The 16651-nt window shown below is 38.7% G+C and carries 13 protein-coding genes and 2 pseudogenes; 10 read left to right on the top strand and 5 right to left on the bottom strand.

Features of this window, described 5'->3' with window-relative positions; all coding sequences use genetic code 11:
- The first annotated feature begins 1 nt into the window (after position 1).
- The 5 genes and pseudogenes from argE to AY606_RS09715 all read left to right on the top strand — a co-directional run bounded on the left by argE (position 2) and on the right by AY606_RS09715 (position 4816).
- On the top strand, positions 2 to 1135 hold the full coding sequence (gene argE, locus AY606_RS09730) for an acetylornithine deacetylase (RefSeq protein ID WP_067867648.1): 1134 nt from the start codon (positions 2 to 4) through the stop codon (positions 1133 to 1135).
- 246 nt (positions 1136 to 1381) lie between these two features.
- Positions 1382 to 2032, top strand: a pseudogene (locus AY606_RS16870) (amino acid ABC transporter permease); the annotation flags it as partial.
- A 96-nt stretch (positions 2033 to 2128) separates the two neighbouring features.
- Positions 2129 to 2893: an amino acid ABC transporter ATP-binding protein gene (locus AY606_RS16865; RefSeq protein WP_502692122.1), complete on the top strand. Its 765-nt coding sequence runs from the start codon at positions 2129 to 2131 to the stop codon at positions 2891 to 2893.
- A 182-nt stretch (positions 2894 to 3075) separates the two neighbouring features.
- On the top strand, positions 3076 to 3918 hold the full coding sequence (locus tag AY606_RS09720; RefSeq protein WP_067867642.1) for a transporter substrate-binding domain-containing protein: 843 nt from the start codon (positions 3076 to 3078) through the stop codon (positions 3916 to 3918).
- Between the two features lie 28 nt (positions 3919 to 3946).
- Entirely contained in the window at positions 3947 to 4816 is an 870-nt protein-coding gene (locus AY606_RS09715) for a phytanoyl-CoA dioxygenase family protein (RefSeq protein ID WP_067867639.1), read from the top strand.
- A gap of 60 nt (positions 4817 to 4876) precedes the next feature.
- Here the strand turns inward: AY606_RS09715 and AY606_RS09710 are convergent, their stop codons facing one another.
- Positions 4877 to 5602 carry a class II aldolase and adducin N-terminal domain-containing protein gene (locus AY606_RS09710; RefSeq protein ID WP_067867636.1) on the bottom strand — a complete coding sequence of 242 codons (726 nt, stop codon included), beginning with the start codon at positions 5600 to 5602 and terminating at the stop codon, positions 4877 to 4879.
- A 162-nt stretch (positions 5603 to 5764) separates the two neighbouring features.
- On the opposite strand from AY606_RS09710, the gene AY606_RS09705 reads away from it, so the two are divergent.
- Entirely contained in the window at positions 5765 to 6613 is an 849-nt protein-coding gene (locus AY606_RS09705; protein WP_067867633.1) for an ABC transporter substrate-binding protein, read from the top strand.
- A 48-nt stretch (positions 6614 to 6661) separates the two neighbouring features.
- Positions 6662 to 7834 carry a hypothetical protein gene (locus AY606_RS09700; RefSeq protein ID WP_067867629.1) on the top strand — a complete coding sequence of 391 codons (1173 nt, stop codon included), beginning with the start codon at positions 6662 to 6664 and terminating at the stop codon, positions 7832 to 7834.
- Positions 7835 to 8588: 754 nt separating this feature from the next.
- Here AY606_RS09700 and AY606_RS09690 read toward each other — a convergent pair.
- Positions 8589 to 9581 (bottom strand): TauD/TfdA family dioxygenase, encoded by a 993-nt coding sequence (locus AY606_RS09690; protein WP_067867627.1) that lies wholly within the window; start codon positions 9579 to 9581, stop codon positions 8589 to 8591.
- Positions 9582 to 9664: 83 nt separating this feature from the next.
- Positions 9665 to 10939 (bottom strand): flavin-containing monooxygenase, encoded by a 1275-nt coding sequence (locus AY606_RS09685; protein WP_067867624.1) that lies wholly within the window; start codon positions 10937 to 10939, stop codon positions 9665 to 9667.
- Positions 10940 to 11253: 314 nt separating this feature from the next.
- On the opposite strand from AY606_RS09685, the gene AY606_RS09680 reads away from it, so the two are divergent.
- The gene (locus AY606_RS09680; RefSeq protein ID WP_067867620.1) at positions 11254 to 12369 is read left to right on the top strand and encodes an S-(hydroxymethyl)glutathione dehydrogenase/class III alcohol dehydrogenase; all 1116 of its coding nucleotides are present in this window, start codon (positions 11254 to 11256) and stop codon (positions 12367 to 12369) included.
- 130 nt (positions 12370 to 12499) lie between these two features.
- Here AY606_RS09680 and AY606_RS09675 read toward each other — a convergent pair whose 3' ends face one another.
- A complete protein-coding gene (locus AY606_RS09675; protein ID WP_067867618.1) occupies positions 12500 to 13291 on the bottom strand; it encodes a phytanoyl-CoA dioxygenase family protein in 792 nt (263 codons plus the stop codon).
- Between the two features lie 312 nt (positions 13292 to 13603).
- Here AY606_RS09675 and AY606_RS16795 point away from each other — a divergent pair.
- Positions 13604 to 13690: pseudogene (locus AY606_RS16795) on the top strand (Fic family protein); the annotation flags it as partial.
- Positions 13691 to 13738: 48 nt separating this feature from the next.
- On the opposite strand, the gene AY606_RS09670 reads toward AY606_RS16795, so the two are convergent.
- Positions 13739 to 15010, bottom strand: a complete 1272-nt coding sequence (locus tag AY606_RS09670; RefSeq protein ID WP_067867616.1) for a tyrosine-type recombinase/integrase — start codon at positions 15008 to 15010, stop codon at positions 13739 to 13741.
- 632 nt (positions 15011 to 15642) lie between these two features.
- Here AY606_RS09670 and AY606_RS09665 point away from each other — a divergent pair.
- Positions 15643 to 16617: a SphA family protein gene (locus AY606_RS09665; protein WP_067867613.1), complete on the top strand. Its 975-nt coding sequence runs from the start codon at positions 15643 to 15645 to the stop codon at positions 16615 to 16617.
- The last annotated feature ends 34 nt before the right edge of the window (positions 16618 to 16651 follow it).

Here is a 16651-nt window from a genome sequence, read left to right as displayed (position 1 = left end):
TATGAATGATTTAGGCAGTGTTGCGCTTTTATTCAAACTGATCGCATTTGATACCACTTCCTATAAAAGTAATCTCGATTTGATTTTGTATGTTAAGGAAATTCTGGAAAAAAATGGAATTCGTGTTGAGCTGAACTTTAATGCTGAGAAGAACAAAGCCAATTTATTTGCCAGTATCGGTCCGATTGATCAGCCCGGTATTTTGCTGTCGGGGCATTCGGATGTGGTACCAGTAGAAGGTCAACAGTGGAATAGTCCAGCATTTGAAGCCACTGAAAAAAACGGCAATATCTACGGGCGGGGTACAGCTGACATGAAAGGCTTTTTAGCCTGTGCAATTGTAACGATGCTGAAAGCGAGCCAATATGAATTAAAGCGGCCGCTACACTTATGCATGTCATATGACGAAGAAATCGGTTGTATTGGTGTGCGTGGCATTCTGGATCAGCTGGCCTCGACGATCGTTTCCCCCTTGATGTGCGTCATTGGTGAACCAACCATGATGCAACTGGCTTTGGCACACAAAGGCAAAACTGTTTTTCGGGCAAAATGCTGTGGTGAAGAGGGGCATTCTGCGCTTGCTCCTAAATATGTCAATGCGATTCATGTGGCGAGTAAATTGGTTGAGTCCCTACAAAATGTCCAAACTCATTTACGTGATCATGGTGCCCAGGATACAGGCTACGATATTCCTTACACGACTGTTCATGTCGGTAAAATTGCTGGTGGCACGGCTTTAAACATTGTGCCGAATCAATGCATTGTAGATTATGAAATTCGTCATTTAGCACAAGACCATAGTCACAACATTCAGGAACTGATTCTTGAAAATATTCAAAAAGATTTTCAGGTTCATATTGATGTTGAAGAAGTGAATCAATATCCGGGACTCAAGACCTCATCTACGATTGAAGCAGTGCAGTTTATTCAGAAATTGTTGCCTGAAGACACGTCAATTGAAAATATTTCATTTGGAACGGAAGGTGGCTTGTTCCAGGGAGCACTCAATTGCCCTGTAGTAGTGTGTGGTCCTGGAGATATTACAGTCGCGCATAAGCCAAATGAATATGTGGCTTTGGAACAGTTAAATCAGTGTGATATTTTCCTAGAGAAATTATTAATGAGTCTGCGCTAGTTATTTATTTATTTTAAATATTATAATTCGCATTTTTTAGTGTATAAATATTATTGAGTTTTCATGTTTGTATTATTCTTTCGTTTTTATTTATTTTAATAAAAGAGACCTATTTTATTTTTATAGGTCTCTTTTTATTGCTTAAAAAAAACATTGCTAATGCATCAATTTTTCAAAATTACTTATTTATATAAATTCCGATATAACAAATGTAATAGAAAATAATCATGCTAATAGGGGTTGTGAATGGATTTTAATTGGTCATATACATTAGATTTATTGTCAAATAGCAATTTTTGGCTGGCAACTTGGACCGTGATTGAACTCAGTGTTCTAGTTTGGGTGGTTGGTATTGTCTTAGGCTTTGTCTTGGCCCTAGGTAAGCAGTCTCGGTTCAAACCATTAGCATGGTCAAGTGATATTTATATCTGGTTCTTCCGAAGCCTTCCATTATTGGTTTTATTGGTTTTTACCTATAATTTGCCGCAAATTTTCCCAAGCTCAAGTGTTGTTTTAGCTTCACCATTTCTTGCTGGATTAATTGCAATGACCCTAAGTGAAGCAGCCTATATTGCGGAAATTCATCGCGGTGGTTTAACTTCAATTCATAAAGGACAAGTCGAAGCTGGTAAAGCACTGGGTATTAAATATTCAGGTATTCAACGTCTGATTGTAATTCCTCAGGCATTCCGAGTGGCGCTACCTGCATTAGGCAATGAATATGTATCAATCGTGAAATTGACCTCGTTAGTATCGGTCATTTCTTTAACAGAGATTCTGCTCGTCGGGCAACGCTTATATACGCAGAACTTCCTGGTCATGGAAACTATGCTTGCAGTTGCCTTCTATTACGTGTTGATTGTGACGGTATTTGGTTGGTTAATTAACTGGTTCGAACGAAAAATTGATATTACTAATCGCAAGCCTGGGCTGCTGGATGAAAATGATCCGCTATATCAATTGCCTGCTGCATCAGTACGTGCACGCAAAGAGATCGTTGTAGAACGTCCAGGTGAATATGCTTTAGAAGCCTTTGATATTCATAAATCATATGGCAATCAGGAAGTCTTAAAAGGTATTAATTTAAATGTGAAATGGGGGGAAGTCATTTCGATTATCGGGCCATCGGGTTCAGGTAAGACGACCTTTATCCGTACCCTGAATGGTCTGGAAGCATTGAACAAAGGTACAGTCAATCTGCTTGGTCAACCTTTCTTAAAAGATCAGGAATTAACTGATGAGTCTCCTGCTTACAAAAAACAGATTATTAATGTAGGCATGGTATTCCAAAGTTTTAACCTGTTCCCACATAAAACCATTTTAGAAAATATCATGTTGGCACCAATGTATCACAACATGGGAACAGTACTAGATAGCAAGATCACAGCGTTAGCGATGCTTGAAAAAGTGGGGATGAAACAACATGCGAACAAGTACCCACATCAGTTATCCGGTGGTCAACAACAACGTGTTGCAATTGCGCGTGCATTGGCAATGCAACCTTCAATTATCTTGTTTGATGAACCAACATCAGCACTCGATCCAGAGCTTGTGAATGAAGTACTGAAAGTGATTGAAGAATTGGCAAGTGAAGGTCTGACCATGATCATTGTGACCCATGAAATGCATTTTGCGTTTAAAGTTTCAGATCGTGTGGTATTTATGGAAGGGGGACATATTATTTTAAATGATAGCCCTGATGTATTAAAACAAGCTGGAAATGAGAGATTAGATAAATTTATTTCTAAGGCCGCATGATTTTTAAAAATATCGATAATAAAAAGCAGTCATTGTTAGACTGCTTTTTATTTTAATTCATATACTTTTGTGGAATTTTGTTTTTATAAAGCATTACATAAAAAAATCCTAATCGGATTATGAGTAATATTCTTTTATATTTTAAATAGAGAATAAATTAAAACTGAAGTTTGGGGTAATAAATGAAATATAAATCTATTTTAGTAAGTGCATTAGTTGGTGGTTTATTGTTGACTGGATGTGCAAAGAAAGAAGAAACAGCTGTAGCACATTCAGATGCACAATCAATGAAAACGGTGAGCGTAGGCTCTGATTTGACTTTCCCTCCATACGAATATTTACAAGATGGTGTGCCAAGTGGTGTCAGCGTTGCCATCATGGAAAAAATTGCAGAAGTAGATGGCACTTATAAACCTGAATGGGTGGATACTCGTTGGGCAAATCTTATCCCAGGCTTAAAGGGCGAAAAATTCGATATTTTGTTCTCATCAATGTACATCACTAAAGAACGTCTTAAACAAATTGACATGATTCCTTACTACAAAACGGATATTTCATTATTGGTTCGTAAGGATGCAGATTTAGCACCAAAAGGTCCTAAAGACTTATGTGGCCGTGTAGTGGGGGCTATGAAAGGTACTGCATTTGCGGCTCAAGTGCAGGAAATCTCTACAGATCGTTGTGTAGCACAAGGCAAAAAAGCGATCACAATCCGTGAGTTTGAAACCTCACCACAAACGACTCAAGCCTTGTTGGCGCGTGCAGTTGATATTCAATATGACGATGCGGCGGTAATGACAGCAGCCGTAAATAACTTACCAGATAAAGTCAAAATCACCTCAACAGAACAATTCTTCCCGACTGTAGGTGGAATTGGTATCCGTAAAGGCGATACAGCGACTTACAAAATGATTGAAGAGGGTTTAAACAAGCTAAAAGCCTCTGGTGATTTTGAAAAAATCCTGAATTCTTATGGTTTGCAAGCACCGACAGAAGCAGACATTGCAGCTGTAATGAATAAATAACTGACGTAAATAGTGAAGGTAAAATAACATGTTAAGAAAAGAACAAATTGAACAATTCCATCGTGACGGTTTTTTAGTAGTTGAAAATGTCATGAGTCCAGATGAATTATCGGGTTTACGTGCGCAACTGGAATCTTGGGTAGAAGAAAGTCGTCAGTATACTGAGGCTTATGGGGAAACAATTGACGGTCGTTCACGTTTTGACGTGGATCCTGTAGATCACCATGCAGACCATCCAGCTTTAAGACGTGTAAGTTCTCCTACCGAGATTTCAGATGCATATTATGAAACAGCGATTCATTCAAGCATGGCGGAAATGGCAGGGCAATTAATTGGTGGCAACGGCACGCGCTTTCATCACAGTAAAGTGAATGCCAAGCTACCGCATACGGCAACAACAGTAAAATGGCACCAGGATTTTCCATTTACACCGCATACCAATGACGACATGATCACTGCATTGTTAATGGTAGGTGAAGTCACAGCGGAGAATGGTCCATTACAAGTCATTCCGGGGAGCCATAAAGGGAAATTATTTAACCACTGGCAAGATGGACGATTCACAGGTAAGGTTGAAGATGCTATTGAAGTAGAACAATGCCAAAATTATGTATCTTGTATCGGTCCTGCAGGTTCAGTGTGCTTTATGCATACCCGCTTACTGCATGCTTCTGGTGCGAACAATACTGAACTGCCACGTTATTTATTTATTACGGTTTACGCTGCTGAAGATGCAGTACCACTATCAGACAATCCTTTACCAAGCGTACATCAAGGTCAAGTGGTCTATGGCATAGAAAGTGGTCAAGTCCGTATGAGTGCTAACCAGTTAAAACTACCGCAAAAGCCAAAAGGTGCTTCATTCTTTGTGCAACAGGCCGGCTTAGAAATAGCATAAGCCTAAAGCAATAAAAAAGAGCTTCAAAAGAAGCTCTTTTTTATGTCCTAAAATCTTTATTTAATCTATAACACTTGGATCTTCCTGAATTAGAATCGATTTCATTTGTTCAAAATGAGCAATGCTGAAATCTTCAATTTTTTCCCAATCCTGTGCAGTTTTTTCTGCTACCTGATCATTCAATATATTCAGGGTCTGACCGGTAGAATAAGCATTAATCAGGATTTGGCTTGCACGTTCAAAGGTATACATATCATCAAAAGCAACCCCGATATCATGTGAACCAATCAGGATGCCATGATTTCCCATCAGTAAACGTGAATTATCTTTCAGTAAGCCTGCCAGACGTTGACCTTCTGCCAATTGGTCTGCCATACCACTGTAATTTGAGTCATAAGATACGCGATTAAAATAACGCGCACTATTTTGCTCAATCGGCAACAAGGTCGGATTTTTTAAGCATGAAAGGGCTGTGGCATAGATCGGATGTAAGTGCATGATGACTTTGATATCAGGTCTCATCTGGTGTATTTGTCCATGGATCGCCCACGCGGTTGAATCAATTTTTCCTTTTTCGAAACTGTCCGGATCATTTGCATGAACCAAAATCAGGTCACTGGCTTTGACCTTGGAAAAGTGCACCCATTTGGGATTCAGTAGGAATGATTTTCCATCATCCGTTACAGCTGCACTAAAGTGATTTGCAACAGCTTCATGCATGCCTAATTTTGCACTTAAACGAAGCGAAACGGCTAAATCTATGCGTATTTGTGATTCACTTTTCATATGGTTTATCTCATTTAAATATAGGAAAAGTCTAATATTTTTTAGCGTATGTATTGCATCGTTTTTTCTGGATTATTAGCACAGAAATTCAAAATTACTTTCTTAAAAAAACTCACGTATAACATTTTTAAAGTTATTCAAAATGTGTGTCTGGAGATGAAAATGAGTTTAGCCTTGAAAGTAAAACCCCTTATTGTTGCTCTGGGTTTAGCGTGCGGACTATCTGCATGTAGCGATAAATCAGTACCACAAAAAGCAACAAAGGCGGAAGCTTCTGAAAAGGTATATCAAATCGGTAGTGATATCACTTTCCCACCATTTGAGTATCTTGAAAATGATAAACCTGCCGGTTTTGACATTGATATTGCCAATAAAATTTTTGAACAATCTGGTGATAAAGCAAATTTTGTGGATAGTCGATTCTCTAACTTGGTCACTGGCTTGGAAGCGAAAAAATTTGACCTGTTGATGTCAGCTTTATACATCACCAAAGAGCGTCTAGAAAAAGTCGATATGGTGCCATATTTTATGACCACCGAAGCACTCATCGCTTTAGCGGATTCACCATTCCAACCTAAAACCCGTGATGATCTGTGTGGCAAAACTGTTGCTTCGCAAAAAGGCTCCATGTTCCCTGAACAGCTTCGCCAAATGTCAGAAGAAAGCTGCGTCGCTAAAGGGAAAGCACCAATCACGATTCGCGAATTTGTGACTTCACCAGAGTCTGTACAGGCACTTTTAGCCCAAGCTGTTGATGCTCAGTATGACGATGCAAGTGTTGCACTAAGTACTGTTGAAAAACTGAATGGGCGATTGGTGATTAGTTCAACTGAGCCATTCTTCCCAATTTTGGGTGGTATTGCCGTTCCTAAAGGTGATACCGAGATGCTAAACAAAATAAAAAGTGGTTTAGAGGCTATTAAAAAATCAGGGGAATACGACCAGTTATTGGCTAAATACAAGTTACAAGCGCCAACGGATGAAGAAATTCAAAAATATATGCCGAACTAATTCCTCAAATTAAATATCGATTAAAACTAAATTATTGAGAACTTATAGATGAAAATGAAAGTGTTAAAACATTGTTGTGCGTTGGCTATAGTTGCAAGTTTAAGTGCACCTGTGTTTGCAGGGAATCTGAGTATAGGCGATGCAAAAACGATTGCGGGGGAATTAAGGGTATCTGGTTTTGTTCGTGCCAAATTTCAAGATAAAAGCTGGACTGATAATGATCATAAATTCACTTTTGATGCTGCCCGGATTAACCTAGATTACAAATCACCCAAGCTATTCGGGCATGTAGAATATCGTTGCTATCAATTTGATAAGCTGTGTGATTTTTCCACGCTTGTGGATGCTTATGCAGGCTATAACATTAATGACCAGCATCTGATTCAGGCGGGTCTGCAAGCCGTACCTTTTGGGCCAGGTCGTTTTTGGGAAAGTAATTACTACGGTGGTGTAATGACCCAGATCGGTCTGGAAGATGTACATAACCTCGGGATTAAATACCAAGGTAAATTCGATACCGGTACCAAACTTGAACTGGGTTATTTCCCAGGAGATGGTGGTCGCTATTCAGGTCCTTATTCTGAAGATGCAAGTCGCTACACCACGAACTTTGTTAAACCAGAAGATTTCTCGCTGACTCATCTCGATGAAACGGATATGTTTATTGCCCGTGTTCAGCAGGACATTTCTGGTTTGTCTGAAGGGGTTTCAAGTAGTATCGGGGCTTCTTACTGGTCATCAGATATCGACAATAAAACTTTTGGTACCACTGGTGACCGCCAGGCATGGGCTTTATTTGGCAATTTACGCTACAACAACCTGGGTGTTATAGCAACATTGGGTAAAAATGACGTAGATAATGCCGACCCAGTGACACCTGAAGCATCTTTAATGGGGTCATTTGATGATAACTTTATGGTTGCCAATGAAGGCATGTTCTATATGGTAGATTTTGCTTACTCATTTAAAAATGTAGGGAAATTTAGTGAAATTGAACCGCACTTTATGTATAGCCAATATGCTAAATCAGAGGATGGTTTTAAAGATTCAACCCGTCATATACTTGGTGTGACTGCGTACTACAATAACCTGATGTTTGTTGCAGATTATATCATGGGTAAAAATGACTTCCTGATTGGTGGACCAACAGAATCTTATGCTCAAGGTAACTCAGCCAAGAGTGAAAATATGTTAAACCTACAAGTTTCTTATCTGTTCTAAGATTTAAGAACCAAGCTTTTAAAAGACCGCAATTAAATGCGGTCTTTTTTATTTTAACAATGAAGAGGCAGTATTTTAGGATGGCTAGCTAGTTGCAAAATCAAAAACTCTGAATGAATTAGTATCTTAAAATAAAAAGCAGAATGGTATGTTTATTACACAGAGAGATAAGCCTGAACTTTCATTTTCCTCTAAAGAAGAAAGTGATGCTTATAAATTTATAGCTAATGATTTTGAAAGAGGGGGGATCATAAACCCCATTTAACGTTAGGTATTTTTTAAACAAGTCAAGCCTGAAAAAATGTCGGGATTTTTTGGTTTTGTTCTTTCTTTAAAGCTATAAATTTAAATATTTAATAGTATATTTTACAGTGAATCAACAATATAAATTGGTCAAAAAATAATAGATTTTTTATCTTAATATGTAAAAAAAAGACCTTTATTGATCAACAAGTGATCTGTGTTATTCTTAACTAGATGCTGTAGCTTCTGATTTACTCCTCCTTATTGTTATTCTTGTAATGCTTTTCGATGCTCATCCGTCCCTCGGATGAGCTTTTTTTTGTCTAAAATTTGGAGTTACACTGAAGTGTCCAAATGAGCTAGGAATTACTGTTCATTTATTGGTCAGATTTAATGTCAATTAAGATAAGAATACGCAACTAGTTACAAAAGAAGTAAAAGCCAGCTTCTAAAAGTGAACGCGTAGTTTGAAGGCATAAAAAAGAGGCGAAAGCCTCTTTTTGATTCCGGTTTAAGCAGCCATACCCAAACCTTTAGGAATACCATTCCGTCCCGGAAAATCTGGTGCCAGGCTTCTGGCATTCGGCATTTGTAGCCATAAGCGCAACAGCTTACGACGCTGTGTCAGCGCATCAAAATCTTCAAAGGAAGTGCGTGAGTGCATGACACAGTAATTATTACAGAACTGGATATCACCTGGTTCAAGCATCATATCTAGTCGAAGTTCTGGGTCATGGCTCAGGCGGTCAAACAGGTCGAATGCTTCAATCTGTACCTGAGAAAGGGGAATATTTCTGCGCGCATGCCCTAATTCAATATAGTGGCGTAAATAGCGGCAGGCCAGTTTACCTTCATGGTAACTGAAGATTGGAGTTAAGGATGGATCGACTTCACCTAGATGGTCATACCAGGCCGTGTGATAATAATAGCCCAAGTATTCTGGATACTCTTCCAGAATACGGTTATAGACCGTAGAAGAACTGATAATGCTGCTTAAACCGCCCTCCTTAGCTTTACGGATAGACAATAAACCTACTACATCACTCATATCAGAGTGGTAAGGTAAATAGGCATTGGTTTCATAGACTCGGGTCATTTTATTGTTTTTATCACCGATATTTTCCACAAAACCAATTAAATCCCCTCGTGCATTTTGGGTGACTAGTGTACCCATATGTAGACCAATCAGATAATAGATATTAGCCAATTGTGCTTCAGAATATTTCTGTGCATCCAAGCCACGGATTACGATAAAACCATAGCCGTTTTCCAGCTCATCAGAAATATACTGGATTTGTGCTAGAAACTCAGGATCTTCAATTTTAATATCGCTTAGATCAAAATCCGGGGCGTTGAGTCGTTTATCTGCCAGTTTTAATAAGGCCTCATCAATAACACGGATCATATGGTCAGAAAGAAGATAGATCCAGTCTTGTTTCTGTGCAATTTCTGCACCTATCCATGCACATTTATCGGTAATTTTAGATTTTAAAATGGTGTTCATTATTATCCTCACATATGGGTTCATGTCTTTAGATGAAAAAGCACATATGAGTCTTGAACCTATATGTGCCCATAATTAGTGGTTCAGGCTGAGTGTTTCAACAAATTTTTATCAGTTTGATACTCCTGATATTTACGTTGGATATCGATATGTTCAGCAATATGTTTGGCATCGTGCCATACTCCCCAGATGAAACTGGATCCACGACCGGTCAGGTAGGGTAAACCTAAGAAATACACACCGCGTTGTGGTGATATCCCTTGTTTATGGATGGGTTTATTCAACTCATCGAAAGCATCTACCTGTAACCAGCTAAAGTCATAGCCAAAACCGGATGCCCAAATCACTGAAGTGATGTTGGCTACTTGCATATCTAAATCCAGAATCGGATTGGTAACACATTCGGGGTTTGCTAGAAATTTGCGTGCTTGTGGCTCTGGGGGCAAATCTAAACCGTTATTTTCGATATAGGCATCTGCTTCATCATAGAAAGCCATGAGTGCTGCATCACCTTCATCCAGATTGTATTTCAGGTTGGCTTTGAATCTGATTGTTTGATCTTCAAATGACTCAGTGCTACCGACCAGAGTAATGCCCTGATTCGCCAATACGCGGAAATCTACATTGACACCCCCATGTGCCCCACTCACTGCGAAACCTTTTAAAGGACCAGTATCGCTACGCATGAAGTCCCAGCCACCCAGTACACCTAACCACCAGACATTATCGCGGTTACGGTAAGTACGAGGCGGGCGCTCATGACGGCCAACTGATAAATAAACTTTCTTGCCGGCCCGGTTCAGTTCATCCGCAATCTGTACACCAGATGAACCTGCACCAATGACCAGTACTGCACCTTCCGGCAGTTGCTGCGGATTTTTATAGTCATCTGAGTGAATTTGATAGAAAGAAGGATTTTTGAGTGCAATGGATGGAATAACCGCTTTCTGGAATGCCCCTGTAGCAGAAACGATATGTTGTGCGTAAATGGTGCCTTCTGAAGTTTCTAGGGTAAAGCCTAACTGATGCGCTGATTTGCAAACTTTATGAACAGTCACGCCAGTATGGATCGGCATATTGAATTTTTTAGCATATTTTTCAAAGTAATCTGCCACTTGATTATGATGAACAAACGCATCTGGATCTGCATCAAATTCCATATTTGGAAAACGGTCATGCCAGCAAGGGCCATTGGCAACCAGGGAATCCCAGCGGCGTGTACGCCAAGCTTCAGCGATACGGTTCTTTTCCAGAACCACATGTGAAATACCTAAAAGGGACAAATGTTCACTCATTGCAACGCCAGCTTGCCCCGCACCAACGACCACAGTATCGATATTTAAATTATCTAATTTCATCTTATTTATCCTATTTCCAAAGCCCACTGTGACAGTTTGCTGTTTATGGTTTCTTTTCTTGAAAGCCTAAAACTTAAAAAAAAATGAATTCTGTTTCGATGGATTCAATATAAGTAGGTCTGGTGAATAGTGAAAATCATATAAGCAGAACGTATGAATCAAAAAAACCGAATTGCTTCAGCCGCCTGAAATTCATATAAAAGTGAAGAGATTTTTTAATGAAAATTTTATTGTTCGTTTAAAGTTTTAAGCTTTAATTGAAAGGCTTAAGTTTGAAAAGCAACACAATAAATTAAGGATAAGTAGGATTAAACATGAAATCACGTGCAGCAGTCGCTTTTGCGCCAGGACAACCTTTACAAATTGTAGAACTTGATGTTGAACCACCCAAGGCTGGTGAAGTATTAGTAAAAATTACCCATACAGGGGTATGCCATACCGATGCCTTTACTTTGTCAGGCGCAGACCCAGAAGGTGTTTTTCCAGCGGTGTTGGGGCATGAAGGGGCAGGAATCGTGGTACAGGTTGGAGAGGGAGTGACCAGCGTGGCACCTGGTGATCATGTTATTCCTTTATATACAGCCGAATGTGGTGACTGTTTATTTTGTAAATCAGGTAAAACCAACCTGTGTGTTGCGGTACGAGCGACTCAAGGCAAAGGCGTGATGCCTGATGGTACAACACGTTTCTCTTATAACGGTCAGCCGATTTATCACTATATGGGATGTTCAACATTTTCAGAATATACGGTAGTCGCAGAAGTTTCGTTGGCTAAAGTCAATCCTGAAGCGAATCCTGAACATGTTTGTTTACTGGGTTGTGGTGTTACCACAGGGATCGGTGCGGTACATAATACTGCTAAGGTACAAGAAGGGGATTCAGTCGCAATCTTTGGTCTAGGCGGTATTGGTTTGGCGGTGGTGCAAGGTGCACGTCAAGCCAAAGCTGGAAAAATTATTGTAGTAGATACCAATCCTGAAAAATTTAAGCTGGCAGCTGAATTTGGCGCAACTGATTTTATTAATCCGAAAGATTATGACAAGCCTGTACAGGAAGTGATTGTTGAAATGACAGGTTGGGGAGTTGATCACTCGTTTGAATGTATTGGTAACGTCAATGTGATGCGTTCAGCGCTTGAGTCTGCACATCGTGGTTGGGGCCAGTCGATTATTATTGGTGTAGCAGGGGCAGGTCAGGAAATCTCAACCCGTCCATTTCAGTTGGTGACAGGTCGTAAATGGATGGGAACTGCATTTGGGGGGGTTAAAGGTCGTACTCAACTACCGGGTATGGTCGAAGATGCCATGAAAGGAGAAATTCAACTGGAACCTTTTGTGACCCATACTATGGGTTTAGACAAGATTAATGAAGCCTTTGACTTGATGCATGAGGGAAAATCGATTCGTACCGTGATTCATTTTGAAGATTAAGTCTTTCATCAGATCAGGGATAAAGGCCCAAATTTTTGGGCTTTTTTTATTATTTTAGAATAAAAAACCAATGTTCGAATGGACGAACACCGGTGCAAAAGGGGAAATACAACAATTGTGGAGTGAAAGTTTAGGCTACAAAAGGGAACTCATCTTCAGGCAATGCATCACCCATAGAAAGTTTGCCAATATATTGCGGGTACTGTGGAGAAGTCTTGCCACCACGATTCACATAGACTGCTTCATCACCTAACAAGCGAAAAGAAACGGCTCGTCTTGAGTGTTGGGTTGATGCATTACCAGGTGCTCCGTGAATTGTGAGGTAGTTAAACGCAATCGCATCACCTGGTTGTAGTTCCCAACCGACAATATTGTAATCTTCGCGGTGATGATCAATATCGGGAAGGATCTCTTCTTGCGTATCGCCATGATCATAATATTCACCATTGAAGCTTAAGGGTCTAAAGTGTTTGCCCCACTTATGCGAACCCGCGATAAATTCAATCGAAGATTCACGTGCAATTGGATCCAATGGAATCCATAAACTTAAGGTCTGTTTAGCATCCACCGGATAATAAGGTGCATCATGATGCCAAGGCGTGACCTTGGATGAACCTGCACCTTTAACCAGTACATGTTCATGGAACATGCGCACACTTTGAGACTGCATTAAGGCTTTGACTATCTCAGCTGCGGGACTTTGTTGGACAAATTGATTGAAAGCGTCAATACGTTGCCAATTACAATAATCTGCCCAGAATCGGCCTTGAGTTTGCCCAGGGGTATAGTCACGAAACCATTGACCTGGATTTTGCTCATTTGCATTTACACCGGATTCAAGCAAATCAATCCAATCTTTAAAAAAGCCTCGTAAAACAACAACACCGTCTTGTTCAAATATTCTTTGCTCTTCTTCCAACATGGGCACCGCTCCTGATCAATAATTAGGGAAGAATACGTGGCCATCAAATGTTTTTTGATGTTAAAGAAGATATAAGCATCGAAGCATGAACAAAGAAATAAGCAATTTAAGAAGTACTAGTTAGTTTTTTTTAAATTAAGTGGACTAAAAGGTGTCTACAAAATCGGTGGCTATTCAGTATTTGAATACAAGTCCATCATATTTTAAGTATGATTTTTTTAAAATATGAAATAAATTAAAAAACAAGTAATACTGAGGCTATCTAATTAAGTTGATATCTCTTTTATATTGATCATATCTTACCATTTTCCAAAAAAAAATTATCTAAATCCAGCATTAGAGGCAGTGCTTATAGAACGTACTCTTCCTGATAGGCCTAAAAGTCCGAAGCAAAAGTAAAGTGAATAAAAAGGGCCTTAGAACGCTTTTTAAAGAATATTTTTACAATTATTGTTGTGTAATACCAGCTTCTGATAGCATCCAGCTTTCATATTTTGTATGCCATTTTCTAAGTAAATCGATTGGTCGCACAGTGTAATGCTTCTCTTCGGTACCGCTAGGTTTATGTCCTGCAATCTGGGCAACGATACCACTAGGTAAAGATATCCATTCTGAAAGAGTTTTGAATGAACGCCGTAATCCATGAATTGATAAGTCATCAATTCCTGCATTAGCTGCTGAGGTTTTAAGACTTTTCGTAGGTTCTACTATATAACCAGTGGATGACTTTTCAGAATAAAAAACATATTCATTAAGCTTAGGTAAATTCAGAAGAAGATTTTTGATAAATGGTGTAAGAGGGATAATACGACCTTCATCATCAATTTTATCGACGATCTTCATTGTATTCCATTTTAAGTCTATGTCTTTCCATTTCAAAGTAGCAATCTCATTACGTCTAGCCCCTGTTATTAATGTAGTAAGGATATATGCAGACATATATTGGTTTGGTAAAGAAAGCACTGATTTGAAGAAAGCTGGTAGTTGTTCTTTCTGTAAACAGTCTTTTTTTGCTTTAGTAGATGCGACAGATTGCTTGACTGCTTTTGAATGAATAGATCTATCTGGTAATAACCCCGTATATAAGCTTTGTTCTTCAGCCCAATTCAGGCAAGCTCGTACCAGACGATATGAAAGTGCAGCTGATGTAGGTCTGGTTTCATTTTCTTTATCTAACCACTCTTTAAGGATAATACTGCTCAATTCACTTAAAGGAAGATCTAAAAGGGCATATATGGGTTGTGGTTTTGATAAAGAACTTTTTTTGCCAAGCTTGATTTCATTTTTCCCAGAGGCTAAGCGAATATGATCCTTATAAGTCCTTTCTCGCCAACGAAATTTATTAGCTGCTAGATAATCTTCCCAAACGTCTTTAAAGAGGAGTTTATTGCGTTTACTTTGTTTGATTTCCTGTTCATTTTTCGCAATGAGTCTTTTTTTCTCAAGTCTCGGATCAATTCCATTGGAATACATGATATCGAGCTCTTTAGCTTTTTGACGTGCTTGATCAATCGTACAGGTTGCAAATGAACCAATACTTATTTTGATGACTTTACCACCTAAACGAGACTGAAATAGGAATGATTTTTTAGAGGAGGTATAAGTTTTCAAGCCTAATCCTTTCACTAATTCATCCCAATAAATTACATAATCCTTTTCAGAAGGGCAGGTGCATTGTGCAAGTCGAGTTGTTGTAAATTTAAATGTTGTAGTTGTCATAAAAAAAGGTAGCAAATAGGTAGCAGATAGAATCAATTTTAAGGTTTTCTTATCAACTCAAAATAGATTGGTTTTTTTTATAATTCTATGTATATCATTAAATTAAAGCAATAGAGGAACTCTAATAAACGCTAATAAATATAGTGAAGTAAGAACTCATAATCCGTTGGTCGACAGTTCAAGTCTGTCTGGGCCCACCAATTTTTTTATTCATATTATTGTTATGTGAAATCTAAAACCTTAATTCCAATGGAATTAAGGTTTTTTTTATTGCCTATAAAAACGCATATGTACGTATACGTACGCATAATTGAGTAGATTATAACTTCTCCCATATTTACAAAGGCGAAGAAAATTAAATATTCGTTTCCATACTAACTACAAAGCTTAGCTAATTTATAAATACTACGACCAATGATAATTTTACTTATCATAAAGGGTAAATAGCTTTATTAGCTGATCTATAATTTTAACCCGCTTAAATTGAAGGGCTTAGGCATGTAATTTTAAATTTCTTGGAAGTAGTATGGTATCTATAAATTTGATAACTGCTTTCATTGTTTTTTGGTGACTTCATTGCGTTCATTTCAATAGTTTAGGTATTGGAATAAATAGCCCTAATGGAGTAGGCAATGTTAAAACAACAAGCTAAGCACGTCTGTGCTTTCAGTCTGTTATCTTTATGTATTTCACAAACGGTTATGGCTTTAGAGCCAGGGGCAGCACCACAAGCGCCAGCAGGTAATACCATGGGTATTCCTTTAAGTGTTTCCTTACCGCCGGGTTTATATTATACCAGCTCAACTAAACACTTAAATGGGCAACTCAAGGATGATAATGGCGATAACATGGGATTGAAATTGAATGCACCTGCATCGACATCAATTTTTATTTATACGCCTGGATTCCAAGTATTAGGTGGCGACTATCGTGCTTGGTTGGCAATTCCATTTATCATGGCAGAAGAAGAGATTAGCAGTCCAATGCTTGGAGAGGTGGGAACACATTCGAATAATAATATTGCCAATATTGATGTACATTTTGCAGATATTTCATGGACATTAAGTCCCGGACAATTTGTCAGTGCAGGTTTGGGAGCAATTACCACAACAGGTTCGTGGAGTTTAGGGGGCACCAATACCAGTGGCGAATATTGGTCACTTAACCCTCGTGTTGGTTATAGTTTAATGAATCAGAATTGGAACATTTCATTAGAATCACATTATTTTTATAATTTTGAAAATGATGAGACTAAATATGACTCTGGGGATGAATTGTTTTTTGATGCTACAGTGCTGAAAAAAGTTGATTTTATTTACCCAGGCTTACAGGTGGGTCCAATTGGCTATATACGTGAGCAAGTCACCAGTGATGAAAATAACGGTACGGCTTATTATGGTACAACCAGTGGTAAAGCACGACAAATGGGACTGGGTGTTCAAGTATTGAAAGACTTCGGTCGCGGTTTATTTGTTGGGTTGAGTTGGTCTAAAGATATCGAAACTCAAAATGCCGTCAGTAATGATGGGCGCTTTGCCTTAAATATTTCTGTACCCGTTTTTATGAAAAATAAACCAAAACCAGCAAATATCCCTGCTGAATTTTAAAATTGGATTTAAAGAGCTGATTTGAAGCAGCTCT

Origin of the sequence: Acinetobacter sp. SFB (genome assembly GCF_001647545.1) — a bacterium.
Lineage (GTDB): Bacteria > Pseudomonadota > Gammaproteobacteria > Pseudomonadales > Moraxellaceae > Acinetobacter.
Note: the sequence above shows the minus strand (reverse complement) of the source record. Positions and strands in the feature narration are given on the sequence as shown.

Bases quoted from the DNA above. Each gene is read 5' to 3' on its own strand.
- AY606_RS09675 (WP_067867618.1), bottom strand. From the start codon at position 13,291: ATGTTGGAAGAAGAGCAAAGAATATTTGAACAAGACGGTGTTGTTGTT.
- AY606_RS09715 (WP_067867639.1), top strand. From the start codon at position 3,947: ATGTTAAGAAAAGAACAAATTGAACAATTCCATCGTGACGGTTTTTTA.
- argE (WP_067867648.1), top strand. From the start codon at position 2: ATGAATGATTTAGGCAGTGTTGCGCTTTTATTCAAACTGATCGCATTT.
- AY606_RS09685 (WP_067867624.1), bottom strand. From the start codon at position 10,939: ATGAAATTAGATAATTTAAATATCGATACTGTGGTCGTTGGTGCGGGG.
- AY606_RS09720 (WP_067867642.1), top strand. From the start codon at position 3,076: ATGAAATATAAATCTATTTTAGTAAGTGCATTAGTTGGTGGTTTATTG.
- AY606_RS09700 (WP_067867629.1), top strand. From the start codon at position 6,662: ATGAAAATGAAAGTGTTAAAACATTGTTGTGCGTTGGCTATAGTTGCA.
- AY606_RS09690 (WP_067867627.1), bottom strand. From the start codon at position 9,581: ATGAACACCATTTTAAAATCTAAAATTACCGATAAATGTGCATGGATA.
- AY606_RS09710 (WP_067867636.1), bottom strand. From the start codon at position 5,602: ATGAAAAGTGAATCACAAATACGCATAGATTTAGCCGTTTCGCTTCGT.
- AY606_RS09670 (WP_067867616.1), bottom strand. From the start codon at position 15,010: ATGACAACTACAACATTTAAATTTACAACAACTCGACTTGCACAATGC.
- AY606_RS09705 (WP_067867633.1), top strand. From the start codon at position 5,765: ATGAGTTTAGCCTTGAAAGTAAAACCCCTTATTGTTGCTCTGGGTTTA.
- AY606_RS09680 (WP_067867620.1), top strand. From the start codon at position 11,254: ATGAAATCACGTGCAGCAGTCGCTTTTGCGCCAGGACAACCTTTACAA.
- AY606_RS09665 (WP_067867613.1), top strand. From the start codon at position 15,643: ATGTTAAAACAACAAGCTAAGCACGTCTGTGCTTTCAGTCTGTTATCT.